13 protein-coding genes are annotated in these 16,974 nt (G+C 46.5%); 3 read left to right on the forward strand and 10 right to left on the reverse strand.

Going from position 1 to position 16,974, the window contains the following annotated elements; all coding sequences use genetic code 11:
• Positions 1 to 1,968, reverse strand: a 1,968-nt coding sequence (gene topA / locus Q0R35_RS01785) for a type I DNA topoisomerase (RefSeq protein WP_295613871.1), incomplete at its 3' end; no start/stop codon positions are given.
• A 295-nt stretch (positions 1,969 to 2,263) separates the two neighbouring features.
• On the reverse strand, positions 2,264 to 3,025 hold the full coding sequence (locus Q0R35_RS01790) for a sucrose-phosphate phosphatase (RefSeq protein ID WP_295613873.1): 762 nt from the start codon (positions 3,023 to 3,025) through the stop codon (positions 2,264 to 2,266).
• Between the two features lie 20 nt (positions 3,026 to 3,045).
• On the opposite strand from Q0R35_RS01790, the gene Q0R35_RS01795 reads away from it, so the two are divergent.
• Together Q0R35_RS01795 and Q0R35_RS01800 are read left to right on the forward strand one after the other, a co-directional pair.
• A complete protein-coding gene (locus tag Q0R35_RS01795; protein WP_295613876.1) occupies positions 3,046 to 3,177 on the forward strand; it encodes a hypothetical protein in 132 nt (43 codons plus the stop codon).
• 234 nt (positions 3,178 to 3,411) lie between these two features.
• Positions 3,412 to 4,011: a peroxiredoxin gene (locus tag Q0R35_RS01800; RefSeq protein WP_295613878.1), complete on the forward strand. Its 600-nt coding sequence runs from the start codon at positions 3,412 to 3,414 to the stop codon at positions 4,009 to 4,011.
• A 118-nt stretch (positions 4,012 to 4,129) separates the two neighbouring features.
• On the opposite strand, the gene Q0R35_RS01805 is transcribed toward Q0R35_RS01800, so the two are convergent.
• The 4 genes from Q0R35_RS01805 to Q0R35_RS01820 all read right to left on the reverse strand — a co-directional run bounded on the left by Q0R35_RS01805 (position 4,130) and on the right by Q0R35_RS01820 (position 10,933).
• Positions 4,130 to 6,481, reverse strand: coding sequence for an AAA family ATPase (locus Q0R35_RS01805; protein WP_295613880.1), 2,352 nt, complete (start codon positions 6,479 to 6,481; stop codon positions 4,130 to 4,132).
• 237 nt (positions 6,482 to 6,718) lie between these two features.
• A complete protein-coding gene (locus tag Q0R35_RS01810; protein ID WP_295613882.1) occupies positions 6,719 to 8,107 on the reverse strand; it encodes a UDP-glucose/GDP-mannose dehydrogenase family protein in 1,389 nt (462 codons plus the stop codon).
• 56 nt (positions 8,108 to 8,163) lie between these two features.
• A complete protein-coding gene (locus tag Q0R35_RS01815) occupies positions 8,164 to 9,099 on the reverse strand; it encodes a UDP-glucuronic acid decarboxylase family protein (RefSeq protein WP_295613884.1) in 936 nt (311 codons plus the stop codon).
• A 205-nt stretch (positions 9,100 to 9,304) separates the two neighbouring features.
• On the reverse strand, positions 9,305 to 10,933 hold the full coding sequence (locus tag Q0R35_RS01820) for a WD40 repeat domain-containing protein (protein ID WP_295613886.1): 1,629 nt from the start codon (positions 10,931 to 10,933) through the stop codon (positions 9,305 to 9,307).
• A gap of 399 nt (positions 10,934 to 11,332) precedes the next feature.
• On the opposite strand from Q0R35_RS01820, the gene purF reads away from it, so the two are divergent.
• Complete coding sequence (purF, locus tag Q0R35_RS01825; protein WP_295613888.1) at positions 11,333 to 12,841, forward strand: amidophosphoribosyltransferase; 1,509 nt, start codon at positions 11,333 to 11,335, stop codon at positions 12,839 to 12,841.
• A 231-nt stretch (positions 12,842 to 13,072) separates the two neighbouring features.
• On the opposite strand, the gene Q0R35_RS01830 is transcribed toward purF, so the two are convergent.
• The 4 genes from Q0R35_RS01830 to Q0R35_RS01845 form a co-directional block, all read right to left on the reverse strand.
• Positions 13,073 to 13,708, reverse strand: a complete 636-nt coding sequence (locus Q0R35_RS01830; protein WP_295613890.1) for a peroxiredoxin — start codon at positions 13,706 to 13,708, stop codon at positions 13,073 to 13,075.
• Positions 13,709 to 13,917: 209 nt separating this feature from the next.
• A complete protein-coding gene (murA, locus tag Q0R35_RS01835) occupies positions 13,918 to 15,252 on the reverse strand; it encodes a UDP-N-acetylglucosamine 1-carboxyvinyltransferase (RefSeq protein ID WP_295613892.1) in 1,335 nt (444 codons plus the stop codon).
• A 484-nt stretch (positions 15,253 to 15,736) separates the two neighbouring features.
• A complete protein-coding gene (crtR, locus tag Q0R35_RS01840; protein WP_295613894.1) occupies positions 15,737 to 16,645 on the reverse strand; it encodes a beta-carotene hydroxylase in 909 nt (302 codons plus the stop codon).
• An 89-nt stretch (positions 16,646 to 16,734) separates the two neighbouring features.
• On the reverse strand, positions 16,735 to 16,863 hold the full coding sequence (locus Q0R35_RS01845; protein WP_295613896.1) for a hypothetical protein: 129 nt from the start codon (positions 16,861 to 16,863) through the stop codon (positions 16,735 to 16,737).
• Positions 16,864 to 16,974: the final 111 nt, after the last annotated feature.

The following is a 16,974-nucleotide window of genomic DNA, read 5'->3' on the forward strand; positions in this document are numbered from 1 at the left end:
GAGAGTATCGGGGGTGCTGCTCTTTTGTTTGAGCAACATTTCGATCGTTTCTGGGGCTAAGTCGGCGGGGGTGAGATCTTTGGGAATGGAGGCGTTACCCGATTCGGTTTCGATAAACGCGCCAAATTTGCCAATTCGGACTTTGACATCGAGATTTTCGAGATCGATCGTTCGAGCCAGGGTAGCATCGATATCGGTAAACCCTAATTTGACCTGATTTTCTAGCCCTTTTTCACCTAAGTAGAATTTTTCTAAATAAGGCAACCATTGAGTCGTCCCCGTGGAGATATCGTCGAGGGTTTGTTCCATCCGGGCGGTGAAACTCGGATCGACAAGCTCTTGGAAGTGTTTTTCGAGTAGAGCTGTAACGGCAAATGCTGTAAAACTGGGCACGAGGGCATTATTTTGCAGTTGCGCGTACCCCCGATCGATAATCGTCCCGATGATGCTGGCATAAGTACTGGGGCGACCGATGCCTTCACTTTCGAGCATCTTGACTAACGATGCTTCGGTATAACGGGCGGGAGGCTGGGTTTCGTGGTCGATCGCACTGAGTTTTTTGCACTCTGGTTTATCACCCTTGACTAATGCGGGGAGAATAATTTCTTGGTCTTCGATCGCCGCATTGGGATCGTCGGAGCCTTCGACGTACGCTCTCAGGTAGCCAGGGAAATCGATCCGCTTACCGCTAGACCGAAAACCAGCATTCTCGACCTTTAAATCGACACTGAGCTGGGTTTGGCGCGCATCTGCCATTTGAGAAGCCACCGTCCGCTTCCACACCAGATCGTAGAGTTGGAGTTCTTTCGCGGCAAGTCCCGTTTCTCTGGGCGTGCGAAAACTGCTCCCAGCGGGGCGAATTGCTTCGTGCGCTTCTTGGGCACCCTTGGATTTGGTGCTGTATTGGCGGGGTGCGGGGCTGAGATATTCTTGCCCGTATTTTTCTAGTACGCAGGAACGGGCGGCTTCGATCGCTTGTGCGGATAAACTGACAGAATCTGTCCGCATGTAGGTGATATAACCCTGTTCGTATAAGCTCTGAGCCACGCGCATGGTTTCCCGTGCCGATAGGCGCAGTTTGCGGTTGGCTTCTTGTTGAAGGGTAGAAGTCGTAAATGGGGGTGCTGGTTTGCGGGTGACGGGTTTTTCTTCTAATCCGGTTACCGTCCAGGTTTTGCCTTTGAGGTTTTCGACTAAGGCGTTAGCTTCTACCCCGTTGAGAATTTTAACTTTTTTACCTGCTAACAGATTTCCGGTATTGGGGTCGAAATCGGCACCCGTGGCAACTTTAGCCCCGTCTACCGTTACCAGTTTCGAGTCGAATTCAGCTTTGTTATGTGCGAGTAATGCTTTAAGATCCCAGTACTGTGCCGATTTAAACGCCCGCCGTTGGCGTTCCTTAATTACTAGCAATCTCACCGCGACAGACTGCACTCTACCCGCCGATAAACCACCCGCAATCTTCCGCCATAACAGTGGCGAGAGCGTATAACCTACCAATCGATCGAGAATCCGCCGCGTCTCTTGCGCATGAACGATCTGCTCGTCGATATCGCGGCAATTTTTGAGTGCCTTTTGAATTGCCTCTTTGGTAATCTCATGGAATACCATCCGCTTGGTGGGTACCTTGGGGTTGAGCAGTTGTAACAGGTGCCAACTGATACTTTCCCCCTCCCGATCTTCGTCCGTCGCTAGAATCAGTTCTTGGCAGCCTTTGAGGGCGGTTTTTAGTTCTTGAACGATCTTGCGCTTGTCTTTGGGAATAATGTACAGCGGTGCAAATCCCGATTCAACATTAATCCCTAAGTTTGCCCACTTCTCTGATTTGTACTCAGCCGGAATTTCTTCTGCTGAGGGTGGCAAATCACGAACGTGCCCCATCGAAGCTTTTACCACGTAACTAGATGGCAAAAACTTACTAATAGTGCGCGCTTTGGTAGGAGATTCGACGATGACGAGGGTTGACATAGGGGCGTTTAGAGGTCGTCGGGAGGTGGTAAAAAAAGCTGTGCTGAGTGCGTTGTGATTAACAGCGGTACTATTGAGTCAAGTTCAGGTATATTTGTCAATTTGTCAAGAGGCAATTTAATTCGATCTGGCACCGATCGCCAGACTTAGCAACCGCAATCTATGGCACAGCCTCTATTTACTACAATTACATTCAAAACTAGTGGCGCGATCGAGATCTTGATAAAACTCTACATGAAGGGAATCCCACTCTGGCTCTTCCCAAAGGAGGAATTAAGCGGGAAGTGGATCTAAACTATTCGACAAATCTGAAATACTGTAGCCCTTCCAAAATTCCCCCAGCGCACTCGGCAACCGCGAGGTAATGATAGTCAACTGGATGAAGTTCGTACCACAGCCGGAGTTCTGATTGGGCGTTGCCAACAATAATGCCGCGTTCGGTACCATATTTGAATAGCGAAATGTCGTTACCAGAATCGCCACATACTACAGTATGCATGGGATCGATCTGCCAGCGATCGCGCAAAAATTGCACTGCTTTACCTTTATCACCACCGCGCGGCAGAATATCTAAATCCCTACTGCCACTATAAATAATTTCGGCATCGATGCCCTGCTCCACTAGCAATTCTTGTAAGTGCGGTACGACAGCACCAACGACACTTGCAGATAGATAGTAGCTGATTTTAAACGGTCGTTGTTCGGCTGGCGGCTGGGGTTCTAAGTCGGCAAACCGATTAGAAATCGCGACAATTTCGGCGCGGTGCCAGTTGACGCTGAGTTTATCCGCCCACTCGGCATCTGGCTCTGTAGATCCACCGAGATAAATTTCGGTACCCACCGCCGCAATCAGCGCGTCAGGGGGCAGTAGCGGCTGGCTGGCGGCTAGTTCTAGGTAGGAAGATCGCGATCGTCCGGTGGCATAAACTAGCTTAGTACCGTTAGTTTGACGCTGAAATTCGAGGGTCTGATTGAGTAGATCCAGCGATTTGTCATTACCAACTAGAGTATGGTCGAGGTCGGTAATAAATAATGATAGCCGTGTTAAAAGACCCATACTGACTGACAATTCTGGAGGTGGAGGGTATTTTCGATCTGCCGCTGGCGGGGGCGCGCGATTTACTCGCGATTACCTCTCGGCGCGGCTGTACCTACGGTAGGCTTCGCCAACGCCAACGAGCAACATTTTCCAGGCTAACATTAATTTAGTTGAAAGTACTCTACTTATCGCTCTCTTGAAAAGGTGTTTCACTTGCGGCGCATTGAACGGGAGGCTTCCTCCCGTTTGTGTGCGACAAGACAGGGGGAAGCTTCCCCCACAAAGCTCACGCCCCAAGAACGCACTTTTCGCTCCCCGCATTTACATCCAAGATCGTTAGTTAAATATTGTAAATATTTTTCAATTTTTATCTCTACAGCCTAAATTAGCTAGAAAATAAATATATGAACAACTACCCTGAAAGTGGTCTGAGAGTAGGCCAAGTCGCACCGAATTTTACGGCAACTGCTGTTATCAACTGCCAGTTTCAGCAAGTCAAATTATCGAGCTATCACAAATACGTCGTTTTATTTTTCTATCCCCTCGATTTTACTTTTGTTTGCCCGACTGAAATTATTGCCTTTAGCGATCGCTATGCTGAATTTCAAGCTCTCAATACCGAGATTCTAGGAATATCGGTCGATAGCGAGTTTTCACATTTAGCTTGGATTCAAACCGAGCGGAAAATGGGCGGTTTGGGCGATATTAATTACCCATTAGTATCCGACCTCAAACGAGAAATTAGCATGGCTTACAATGTTTTAGATCCAGATTTGGGCGCAGCATTGCGCGGTTTATTTATTATCGATCGATCTGGAATTTTGCAGTACGCTACGGTCAATAATCTTTCCTTCGGTCGGAGCGTTGATGAAACCTTGCGCGTACTCAAAGCAATTCAACACGTTCAAGCCAATCCTAACGAAGTTTGCCCCGCAGATTGGCAACCAGGCGATCGAACGATCGTGCCCAATCCACTCGAAGCTCAAGTTTATTTTAGAACCTAATTCGGATTGAATTTGGCAGCGATCTTCAAAACTATCAACCCCCGATCTCCACTCGATCTTACAGATAGATCGAGTAGAAGATTTGCGATATTCATTGGTTTTGCCTCCACCAACCGAGTTAAACTTCTACTCCTTGTTTTTCAGGACTGAGAATTTTAGATTTATCAGTTTTGCTAGTGAGGTCAGCGGCTTGATAGTACTGGTAGTACTTGTTATAGCCAGAATGATGATTCTCAACTCGGTTGATTGCCAAGCCTAATACCGGAGTTCTGAGGGTGGAAATAATATCGATACCGCGATCGATAATTTGTTTTTGAGCGACATTGAGACTGACAATATAGACAATACCATCAACTAAACTCGATAATAATCGGGTATCGCTGACACCAACGATCGGCGGTGTATCAAAGATAATATAATCGTATTCATTCCGCCATTCCTCGATCAATCGTAATAACCGAGGTGAATTAAATAACACGATCGAACTAACTGTTTGCTGACCCGAAAACATCACGTTCAATTTAGATTCCGGACTGACTTTAATTAAGTCTTTCCATTCACGGTTACCTAAAATTGCATCGCTCAATCCTTCCTCACTATCGCAATCTTCACGTTTAAATAATGGTGAAGTCGCACATAATTGCGCGATCGTCGATTTGTGCATATCGGCATCAATTAACAATACCCGATAACCGAGTTCTGCTAAGGTATTACCAGTATGGAAAGTAATTGTCGATTTCCCTTCTTTTGGTAGAGAAGAAGTCATCGCAATCGCTTTACCTGCTTGTTTTTCATCGCGATCGGATGTCAAACCAATCCCCAATGCTAAAGTCCGAATCGACTCGACAAAACTCCAATAAGAGTAATCTTTGCTCTTACCTTTATTAGTTTGGAGAAAAGTACCGCCGCGCGTCGATGCCGATTGCTCCAGATCTTCTACTCTGGGAATCAGTGAGAGAATCGGCATTCCCGTCATTGCTTTAACGCTATCGGGGTTATCAACCCGATCGTCGAGTTTATTCAAGCCGACAGATACCAATACACCTGCTAAAATACTACCGATCGCGCCTAAGCCCATTTGACGGGGAACGTCGGGTGAAACTGGAAATTGCGGAAATTCTGGTGGATCTAATAATCGCCACGGTACGACTTGCTCGGCGTTAACGATTTTTAATTCTTGAACTTTTTGTAAGAAGGCTGTCAGCTCTTGGGAGGCAATTTGATATTCCCGTTGCAATTCGGTGTATTGCTTTTGCAGTCCGGGTAATTGGGCGATTTGAGTCTGAACCTGCTGGTAAACTGCTTCTAAACTCTGAGCCTGAGCGGTTTGGGCAACTAAGCTGGTTTCAAGTTCTGCTTGTCGGTTGGCTAAGTTTTGCGCCAGACTGTTGCTAAAGTTAGCAATCCCCCCCTGGGTGAGTTCGGCATCAGTGATTTGGCGTTTGAGGACTTGTTTAGCACGTTCTCGGAGCAATACCAACACACCATCGCGTTTGGACTTTAGTGCCACAATCAGCGGGTTTTCAGGGCTAAACCGCACGCTTTCTTGGTTGTATGCTAACTCTAACTGTTTGAGCTGCGTGAATAGTCCTTGATACCCAGCATCTTGAGTTAACATGGTCGTACTCAAGTTACCTTCGGATGTCAGCCCCACGCCAGCGAGTTGTTTTTTGAGTTCTTCGTACTGCTTCTGGGTTTGGTAGTAAACAGATCGCGATTCATTAATTTTGGCAACGATGCCTTGGCGATAACCATCGAGCGCACTCGCCGATGTCGCCGGATCGACAAATCGGTATTTAATCCGAAATTGCTCGATTTGCGATGCCGAAGCTTCGAGCCGCTTGCGCGAAGCAGGTAATTGAGTCTCGATAAATTCGATCGAGTTATTGGTTCGCGCTTTTTTGGCACGGATACTGTAGTCGATATACACTTTACTCAAAGAGTTGAGTACGGCAACGATTTCGTTAGGTGAGAGTGATGTATAGCTGACAGTCAATACGTTACTGTCTGGCTTTGACTGAATTGCCAATCCGGCTAATACCTGCGCGACAGATGGGCGCAATTTCGGATCGGGAATTGTCGAAATTGCTTGCTCGATCATGCTTTTACTTCTGAGCGATTGGGTAATCGTCTCAATCGCGATCGTCCGATCTTCGGATTGCCCACTACTATCGGCACCCCCAGCTAATTTCTCCGCAAAGCTGTTACCGCCTTTAAGATCGATCGCAATTTGAACATTCGATCGGTAAATGCGGACTTGCTTCCAGGTGGTGTAACCGATTACGCCCATCATCAGTGCGGTAGTCAGTACCGAAGCATACCAATATTTACGCAAGCCGTTTAAGATCGTCCCGATCCCGATTCCCTCTTCTTGCCGGGGTTCATTAAAGCCATTGGGGCGCGGTTTTGCTGCCACTGGAGACGGCATTAGTCTAGGCGGATTATTATACTCAGGAAAGCTCTCTTTCATTTTGGAAGACTATTTGATATGGGTGGGCAACTAACCGCCAAATGGCTGAAGTAATCGAGATCGAACGATCGTAATATTAAGAATATTGTGTTGATTCGATCGAGTTATTTTGTAGATTTCGGCTACCAAGTAACTAATAGAAGTGGGCGATCGGAGTAAATATTCAAGAATACCCTAAATAAATAATTTTAATAGCCCGGTGGATCGATACCAGCGTACCGGGCAATTTTAACTTAATTAACAACCGATGCCAATATGTTGGAAACCCGCATCGGTCAGACGTGCTGGCGATAGAAAATTTCGGCAATCGATCGCGATCGGCGAACGCATCAATGTAGCTAAATGATGATAATCTAATTCTTGAAATTCGGCCCATTCTGTCATTAAGACGATCGCATCGCTATCGGTGGCTAACAGATTGGGGCTGTCTACTAGGTTGACATTAGTTAAAAGCGAATGTGCGGACGCTGGCGAAATAATTGGGTCATAAGCTTTGACCTTCGCACCTAATTCAATCAATGTCTGAATTATATCAAGCGCAGGAGCATCTCGCAAATCATCAGTGTCTGGTTTAAAAGTCAAGCCCAGTAAACCGATAGTTTTACCCTTGAGGATTTTGAGAGATTTTTGAAGTTTTTGAATCACCAGTGTCCGCTGTTGTTGATTGACATCGACAGTTGCTTTGAGCAAACGAGCATCGTATCCATAATCGGCACCAGTATGAATTAGCGCAGCCAGATCTTTAGGGAAACAAGATCCGCCCCAGCCGATGCCAGCGTTGAGAAACTTATTACCGATTCGTGAATCTAAGCCGATGCCTTTAGATACCTGAGTGACATCCGCACCGACGCGCTCGCAAATATTGGCAATCTCGTTAATAAAGCTGATTTTGGTGGCGAGGAAAGCATTAGCGGCATATTTAATCATTTCTGCCGAGCCTAAGTCTGTCGTGAGGACGGCGACGGCTGGGAGAGTGGGATCTTCGCTATATTGACGATCGATAATCGGTGCGTATAACTCTAGCATCAAATCGAGTGCCTGTTGGCTGTGACTGCCCAATACGATCCGATCGGGGTTAAGCGTATCATAAATTGCCGAACCCTCCCGTAAAAATTCGGGATTGCTGACGACATCAAAGTGCGGGAGGAGTGAAGCTGCTGGTCTAGAGCTATCCCCACCACCTGCCAGTACGGGTTGTTTCCGGGCGGCGACACCATCGAGTACCAACATTTTCACCCAGTCACCCGATCCGATCGGGACGGTAGACTTATTCACGATGACTTTATAATCACTTTTAAGGTGTTGCCCGATGCCTTTAGCGACCGCTTCGACATATTGAGTATCGCTAGAACCATTCGGCAACGGTGGCGTACCGACAGCGATAAACAAGATTTCGCCATGTTCGACCCCAAAAGCGAGATCGGTTGTAAACTGCAATCGTCCCGTCGCCATTGCTGCTGTCATAATTTCTGACAATCCTGGCTCGTAGATTGGCGAATGCCCAGATTTCATTAACTCCACTTTCGCGGGGTTATTATCCACACAGACGACATCATGGCCGATATGTGCCAGACACGCTCCAGTCACTAGCCCAACATAACCCGTTCCGATCGTACAAACACGCATTTTTAAATTGCCCCCAGATTTTGATATAAATAGATATAATTGCCGCAGGATCGGATCTAAGCTGTCACTCCTAATCGCTGCCTAAATTCAGCAATTGTCTCTGTCAATCCCGTCTCTAGCGAGACAGTTGGCTGCCAATTTAGCAGAGTTTTCGCTTTGGTAATATCTGGCTTGCGCTGTCTGGGATCGTCTTGAGGCAATGGTTTGAAAATAATTTCGCGATCGGGTGCAATTTTGTCGCGGACTTTCTCGGCAAGTTGTAAAATAGTATATTCTTCAGGATTGCCAATATTAATCGGCCCAGTGTGGTCGCCATCCATCAATTTCATCAAGCCATCGACCTGATCTGTGGCATAACAAAAACTGCGAGTTTGGCTGCCATCACCATAGACAGTTAACGATTTTCCTTGTAAAGATTGGGCGATAAAATTACTCACTACCCGACCGTCATTTTCTAACATCCGAGGGCCATAAGTATTAAAAATTCTCGCGACCCGAATCTCGACACCATGTTGGCGGTGGTAGTCGAAACTGAGTGTTTCTGCGATCCGTTTGCCTTCGTCATAGCAAGACCTGATCCCGATCGGATTGACATTGCCATGATAAGATTCGGGCTGCGGATGGACATTCGGATCGCCATAAACTTCGGAAGTCGAAGCCAGTAAAAATCGCGCCTTTACCCGTTTGGCAAGTCCGAGCATATTCGACGTACCCAGAAAACTCACCTTAATAGTTTTAATCGGATTTGACTGATAATGAACTGGCGATGCCGGACAAGCCAAATGATAAATTCGATCTACTTCTAACCGGATCGGTTCGGTAATATCGTGACGGATAAATTCAAAATTGGGCTGACCCAACCATTTGCTAATATTATGCTTAGTTCCCGTGTAAAAATTATCTAAGCAAATTACGTCATGCTGCTCTTTCATCAATCGATCGATCAGATGAGAACCAATAAATCCGGCACCACCTGTGACTAAAATTCGCATAATTTAAAATCTTGAAATTTAATTTGGTTTAAAAGTCCAACGGTAGTGTCTTCAGTATTATTCCCTAAGATTGTCAGATCGGCAACATCTTCGATCGCATTTTGCTAATAATTTTCCCCGTGAAGCTACTTGAGTAAGGTTAGATCGACATTTCGCCGCGATCTCACATTCCCTGCGTACCGTAAATGCAGTTAAGTATCATTACTTACATCCTTTTCCATAATTGAATGGTACCGTCAGCACCACCGATCGCAATTAATTGACTGTGGGGCGCGATCGCGACCGACATCACCGAGCGACCCGGATCGCCTTTGAGAATACTTCTGGCTTTATCGCGGAATTGAAGATCTTCGCCGCGATACCAGACTTTGGCTTTACCATCGACACTGCCAGTAATTAAATATTGACCGTCGGGACTAAACACGCAAGCATTAATCTGTCCGGCATGGGCTTTAATCGTCTGGGTGAGCGCGATTTGTTGGGGCACACCATTAGTAATGTTTTGGAGCTGCCACAGGACGATATAGCCATTAACGGTGCCTGCGGCGATCGTCTGGGCATCAGGACTAATTACCAGCGAACCGATACAATATTTATTATCGCTAGATTGGGCGATCGGTTTGCCCGCTGCCAACGACCAAATCTCGATCGCACCATTATCGCCAGTACTAACTAAAAATTTACCATCGGCACTGAGGGCGATCGCGGCAATCGGTTCGGGAGCGGTGAGAGTTTTAATAACCTTACCATCGGGCAAACTCCACAGCACGATCGTGCGATCGAAGCTACCGCTGACGAGGGTTTTACTATCGGGGCCGATCGCTAAAGATCGCACCGAAGCTTGATGGTGAGTCAGATGCTGGAGTAGCTCGCCTGTTTCCAAATTCCATAATTCAATCCGTTCGTCCCAACTGCCGCTGGCTAGCAGCTTACCATCAGGACTGACCGCTAGTGCAAACACCCCCTTGCGGCGATCGTCAGTGAGGGTATGAATTACCACACCTGTATCTAGCTGCCACAGCTTAATCGTTTTATCAAAACTCCCACTGATTAGCTGGGTACTATTTGGCGTAAAACTCAGACACCGCACCCAATCGGCATGAGCGGCGATCGTCCGCTCTAAATCCCAAGTCGGTTTCGTCCACAGATCGCCGCTGAGTTCTCCCGATATCAGATTTTCTGGCAGCAGTTCGCTCGACATTAAATCTTCAGAAATCATGTCTAGTAAGGGACGGATATCTATTTCTGACTCATCATCATTAACGATATTTACCGCCTTTGGGATAGGTGCTGAGTCGATCGGATCTAGTCCTAATTGCTGCGATACTTGGGTGAGATGGCGTTCTAGGTATTCTACCCGCTCAGTGAGGGCATTACCTTCGAGCAGATCGACGACATCTTTAAGGCTGCCTTCTACCCCGGTGACATGCTCTTGCATCGAGAGCATCAATTGTTTGTGCCGATCGAATTTTTGCTCTAATACCGCCACCTCTTGCCGATTTGCGGCGGCGATTGTTACTGGTTCGGCGGTTTTGGCAGCCATCGTCTGTTTGACTAAAGCTGTCGCAAAACTGCGGGCTTGGGCGATTTCTTGCTGGAGAACTTCACCTTGTTGTTGAAGATCGCGATCGAATTTGCGTTCTAAATTTCGCTCGTGCAGGCGGAGCTGCTTAGTGGCGCGCCAGCGATTGATGGCATTGAGAATCAGACTGACCAAGAGCGGTACGATGGCATAGATCCAAGTTGAGGATGCGACAGAGGCGATCGTGCCGACTACAGCGATCGCGATCGCGAAATATTCACTCAGGTCTAACCAATGGAAAGAATTTGACATGACAGTTATCGGTTATGAGTTGTGAATAGCAGTCAATAGTTCGCGATCGAGATGCTTGGCTAGCTGCTGAGGTTGCTGGGCGAACATTTTACCCAATCGTATTCTTAGGTTCGATCTGGTAATTTCGTGCTATCTTTAATAGATTCTTAATAAATGTTTAACAACATTTAAACAGATAGACTACTGTGAAACTCAGCCATCGATATTTCAGTGCGACTAACATCAGAATTACTTAATTCTTGTCTTGGTATTTATTATGTATATTTGGCTACTCGCTAGGTTATGCTGTAACTAGCAGTTGACAAGTTAATTACGATGTATTCAACTGTCGTAAATATGCCCCTTCCCGCATCGATTTTTCCTAAAAATTAGCCACCCTTTCGCCACACCAGCCACTACATGATTCCCGATAGCGACTTGCGCCTCGATCCCTGTGCCGATCTCGTTCGGCTTCCTTCTAATGTGTCCGATCGTGAAGATGCTATCGATAAACCTGAAGAAGCCTGTGGAGTATTTGGAATCTATGCTCCCGGTCAGGAAGTTGCTAAACTCACCTATTTTGGTTTGTACGCACTTCAACATCGCGGTCAAGAATCTGCGGGAATCGCGACTTTTGATGGGCGACAACTCCACGAGCATCGGGATATGGGGCTGGTATCTCATGTATTTAGTCCAGAGATTTTACAAAAGTTGCCAGGGCAATTGGCTATCGGACATACTCGCTACTCTACCACCGGATCGAGTCGCCGTTGTAACGCGCAACCAGTGATTGTCGAAACCAGACTCGGAAAGTTAGCTTTAGCACATAATGGCAACCTTGTCAATACAACTCAGTTGCGGGAATATCTAATCGGGATGGGTGTCGAACCTACGACGACGATCGATTCGGAAATGATTGCTTTAATTATTGCGGCAGAAGTCAATGCTGGCAAGGGCTGGGTCGATGCGACAATTGCGGCTTGCAAGCAATGTGTAGGTGCCTTCAGTCTAACGATTGCCACTCCCGATGGCATCATGGCGATCCGCGACACTTATGGGATTCGACCGCTAGTATTGGGGGTAATGCCCGACCACATCGGACATTATGTAGTAGCTTCCGAAACCTGCGCTTTAGACATTATTGGAGCCGATTACGATCGCGATGTCAAACCGGGCGAATTGCTGTGGATCGATGAAAATGGTGTCGAAGAGATTAACTGGGCACCAGCACCAGAGCCGAAACTGTGTATTTTCGAGATGATTTATTTCGCTCGTCCCGACAGTTGGGTAAACGATGAGAGTTTGTATAGCTACCGGATGCGGTTGGGCAAACAATTGGCAAAAGAATCATTTCACGCAGCAGATATCGTAATTGGCGTACCAGATTCGGGCATCCCCGCCGCCATCGGTTTTTCGGAAGCATCGGGAATTCCCTATGCCGAAGGCTTAATCAAAAATCGCTATGTCGGGCGCACCTTTATTCAACCGACTCAAGAGATGCGGGAATCGGGGATTCGGATGAAATTAAACCCACTCCGAGATGTTTTGAAAGGTAAACGAGTAATTGTGATCGATGATTCGATCGTCCGGGGTACTACCAGTCGTAAATTGGTAAAAGCGTTGCGAGATGCTGGTGCGACTGAGATTCACATGCGGATTTCTTCACCGCCAGTCACCCATCCTTGCTTCTATGGCATCGATACCGATACTCAAGATCAACTGATTGCAGCGACTAAATCTGTGGCGGAAATTGCCGAGCAAATTGGTGTCGATACGCTATCATATCTTTCTTGGGACGGGATGTTAACTGCTACAAATCGCGATCCTAACAGTTTTTGCTCGGCTTGCTTCACGGGCGATTATCCAGTCGAAATTCCCGATGGAGTCAAGAAATCTAAGCTGATGTTAGAAATGGGTGCGAGAGGTTGAGTAAGGAGTAAGAAATAAGGAGTAAGGAGTAAGGAGTAAGACGTGGATCTGTAGGGGCGGGTTTATGCTAGCAACTATCGATATTACAAATCGATCTCGAACAAACCCGCCCTCCTTACTAAAAGATCCTAAATGAGTTCTTAGTCGCCATATCAGTTGCTATAAAAAAGCGATCGAACTTAGATTCGATCGCTTTTTTTATTATTCTAATATTTCTCTAAAACCTAAAGCCTATTTATCTGGCTGAGGAGTCATCCGGAGATAAGGCTTGAGTTCGGTAATTCCTTTAGGAAACTTCACCTTGGCTTCTGCGGTAGAAATTGTCGGTACTACTACGCAGTCGCCACCATCAACCCAGTTAGCGGGAGTCGCTACACTGTAATTGTCGGTGAGTTGGAGCGAATCGATGACGCGTAAGATTTCATCAAAATTACGTCCGGTACTGGGGGGATAAGTAATCGTCAACCGGAGCTTTTTGTTAGGGTCGATAATAAATACCGATCGGACAGTCACCATTGCATTAGCATTAGGGTGAATCATGTCGTATAAGTCGGACACTTTTTTATCGGGATCGGCAATAATCGGATAATTGAGTGCGGAACCTTGAGTTTCGAGAATGTCGCCAACCCAACCGTTGTGGGAATCGACATCATCCACACTCAATGCGATCGGTTTAACATTGCGCTTGTCAAATTCTGGCTTGAGTTTGGCAACTTCGCCGAGTTCGGTCGTGCAAACTGGCGTAAAATCTTTAGGATGGGAGAATAAAACTACCCAGCTATTGCCCGCCCAGGCAAAGAAATCGATCTCGCCTTCGGTAGTAGCTTGTGTGAAGTTGGGTACGGTGTCCCCTAATCTTAACTGCATAATCTATCTAAATAGGTGGAAGTGGATAGGAGCGACTTTCGATAGTGACACAAAGTTATCCCGATCGCCTAATCATATACATGTTTATTTACGATCGAGTAACTAGGTGTTAGGTGTTAGGTGTTGGGTATTCGCTATTGGGGGAACCTGTGCGATGTGCGTATTCCCTAAAGCCTAAAGCCTAACACCTAACACCTAACACCTAATCCCTAACCCACCAAAGCAGTCTGGGGATAGCGATAGGTAGTTTCACCCTCGGCATTGACTTTCACCCGTTCGATTTTGGCTCCCAGGTTTCGCATTTTAGCTTCGAGGTTATCATAACCGCGATCGAGGTGATGTAAATCTTGGATCGTGGTTTTGCCATAAGCTGCTAAACCAGCTAGCACCAGTGCTGCTGATGCTCGTAAATCGGTGGCGGTAACTGTCGCTCCCGATAGCATCGGTACGCCTTCGACGATCGCATGATTGCCTTTGACGCGAATATTGGCACCCATCCGCTTGAGTTCGGCGACGTGTTGGAGTCGATTTTCAAATACGGTTTCGGTGATAATACTATTTCCATCGCTCACCGCCAGCAGTGCCATAAATTGGGCTTGCATATCTGTCGGAAATGCTGGATATGGGAGCGTCTCGATATCTGTGCCTCTGAGTATTCCCGTTGGAATTACCCGCAAGCGATCGGGTGCATCGATCGCCACGTTAGCACCGATTTGTTTTAATTTAGCGATCGCGGCAGTGAGATGGTCGGGAATGACGGGAAACACGCTCAATTCCGAATTGGTAATCGCGCCAGCGACGAGGAATGTTGCGGCTTCAACTCGATCGGCAATAATACTGTAGTCAGCGGAGTGCAGTTTATCTACACCGACAATGATAATTCGATCGCTGCCCGCACCAGTAATTTTGGCACCCATCGCAATACAGAAATTTGCTAAATCGACAACTTCCGGTTCCTTGGCGGCGTTCTCTAAGATCGTCTCACCTTCGGCTAGCGTCGCTGCCATCATCAATGTTTCGGTCGCGCCGACACTTGGGTAATCTAGATAAATTTTCGCCCCTTGCAGGCGTTTATGCGACCCAGTGAGATAAGCATTGACGATGCCATGCTCGATTTCGACATGGGCACCCATCGCCTGCAATCCTCTGACGTGGAGTTCGATCGGCCTAGCACCGATCGAGCAACCTCCGGGCATTGGTACTTTAGCGACTCCCAACCTAGCTAAAATTGGGCCGATCGCAAAAAACGCCGCTCGCAACTTGGAAACCAATTCAAAGGGCGGTGTATGACAGTTAAAGCCCGTGGTATCGAAATCGAGGATGTCGCCATTGCGTTGAATCTTCACGCCCAATGCTTCGATAATTTGGCACATTTTATCGACATCTACCAGCCCCGGAATATTCTGGAGCCTACAGCCACTCGAACACAGTAGTGCCCCAGCCATTACGACTAGTGCTGAATTCTTGGCACCACTGATTTTTACTTCCCCTGACAATGGGTGCTGACCCCAGATGTGAATGACAGACTGTTCTGTTGTTGACATATTTTGGGTTGTGGTTATGCTACTGATAGGTTTTTCCTCCAAATTGCAAGAGATTGCGGTCGGGGTTACTTATTTTTGCTTAAATTTTACAGGAATTCAGGTAATAAATACGATCGATTTTCAGCAATTAAGCAGCAATTTTAGCACGAAGAGTAAAATTTGTTACTAGCTGTTCGAGCTGATGAATGCTATTAAACATGGTTTGCTTTTGACCACAATGTGCTGCTAGCTACAGCTTTACCCTTACACCTGCCGAACTAATCGCCCCATCTTTACTAAGTGTATAGTTCTTGACGATTGGGCAAAGCTCACACTTCGTGAACGAGTAATTCGACTGATGATTATAATATCCGATCGCGATTCTATTCCCACACTCACATCTTGCATTAAAACAAAGTTACTAGTGTCAATAAAGATTGGGTTGGGTAATTTACCCAACCCAATCTATGTCAATCTAAAAGTTAGTGGTTATGTCGATCGAACTCTATTGTTCTCGCTGTGCCGATTTGGCTGGCTCAGATTTATGGTGAAATCTAATCCCCAAAAAGATGTCATAAACAAAATGGAGAAAATCTTTACCCTGTAGTAATCCTAGCGACTGATGGCAGCCTTTTGATTCGAGTAGTGGTTTGGTCGCCTGATAAGCAGCTTGGTACTTATACCAGGGAATTGACGGCCATAAATGATGAATTAAGTGATAATTCTGTCCGAAAATTAGGATATTAAGAATCGCACCGGGATAAACACGGGCATTTTTCCACCGATCGCGCTCTTTAAAAGGACGATGCGGTAGATAATCAAAAAACAGTCCCAGTGCTATTCCGACTACTAATGCTGGTGAAAACCAGTAGTTAAAAATGTACCCAGTATATCCATGTTGACAGGCAATATAAATTACCAAGCCAACTACCAACCTACTGAGAAACCATTCTAATAGTTCGTGCTTGCGCCATAATTTGCGCTGGAAAAAATAGATCTCGTGATAAAAAAATCTGGCTGCAATCAGCCAGAGTGGCCCACCTGTGGACACATAATGGTCGGGATCGTTATCGGGATCGTTAACGTTGGCATGATGCTGAATGTGAACGCGGGTAAACACTGGAAAGGCAAACCCTAACATTAGTGCACTACCGTGCCCCATAATGGCATTGACCACCCGATTGGGATGCGCCGCATTATGAGAAGCATCGTGAATTACCGTACCTACCATATGTAGAGCCAAGACATTGAAGCCGAAGCAACACCATCCTGGTAACTGCCAATGCCAATAGCCGATCGTTGAAATCGTCACTAGAGCAATTGCGCCCAAGAACATGAAGACATTGGGGTTCAAGTCATCAGGCGGCCCCAAAAATTCCCTAGGGACTCTGAGGGACTGCTGCGCCTCGGACATTATATTTCTGCTCCTAATAAAACTGGGATTAAGCTTTGCCTTCGTAGTATACGCTAATCCCAGCAGATGATAAAGATTTGTGAAATTTTTTAAGCTAATGTAAAGGCGGCGATCGTCGTGAAATAGCCAATTCGATCGGGATCGATCGCCCACCCGACCGATACTACCACTGGAGTCGATTTGCAACCTGGTGGATGCAAAGCCGCTCTGAGTGGCAAAATAGCAATTACACTCCTTTGGAAGTAATAATCCTAACTAATCGATCGACCGCAATCGCTGAGGATTTATTATCTGTGGACAATTAGTGAGAATTTCAGAATTCCGACCAT

Source organism: Chamaesiphon sp. GL140_3_metabinner_50 (assembly GCF_025361915.1).
GTDB lineage: Bacteria > Cyanobacteriota > Cyanobacteriia > Cyanobacteriales > Chamaesiphonaceae > Chamaesiphon.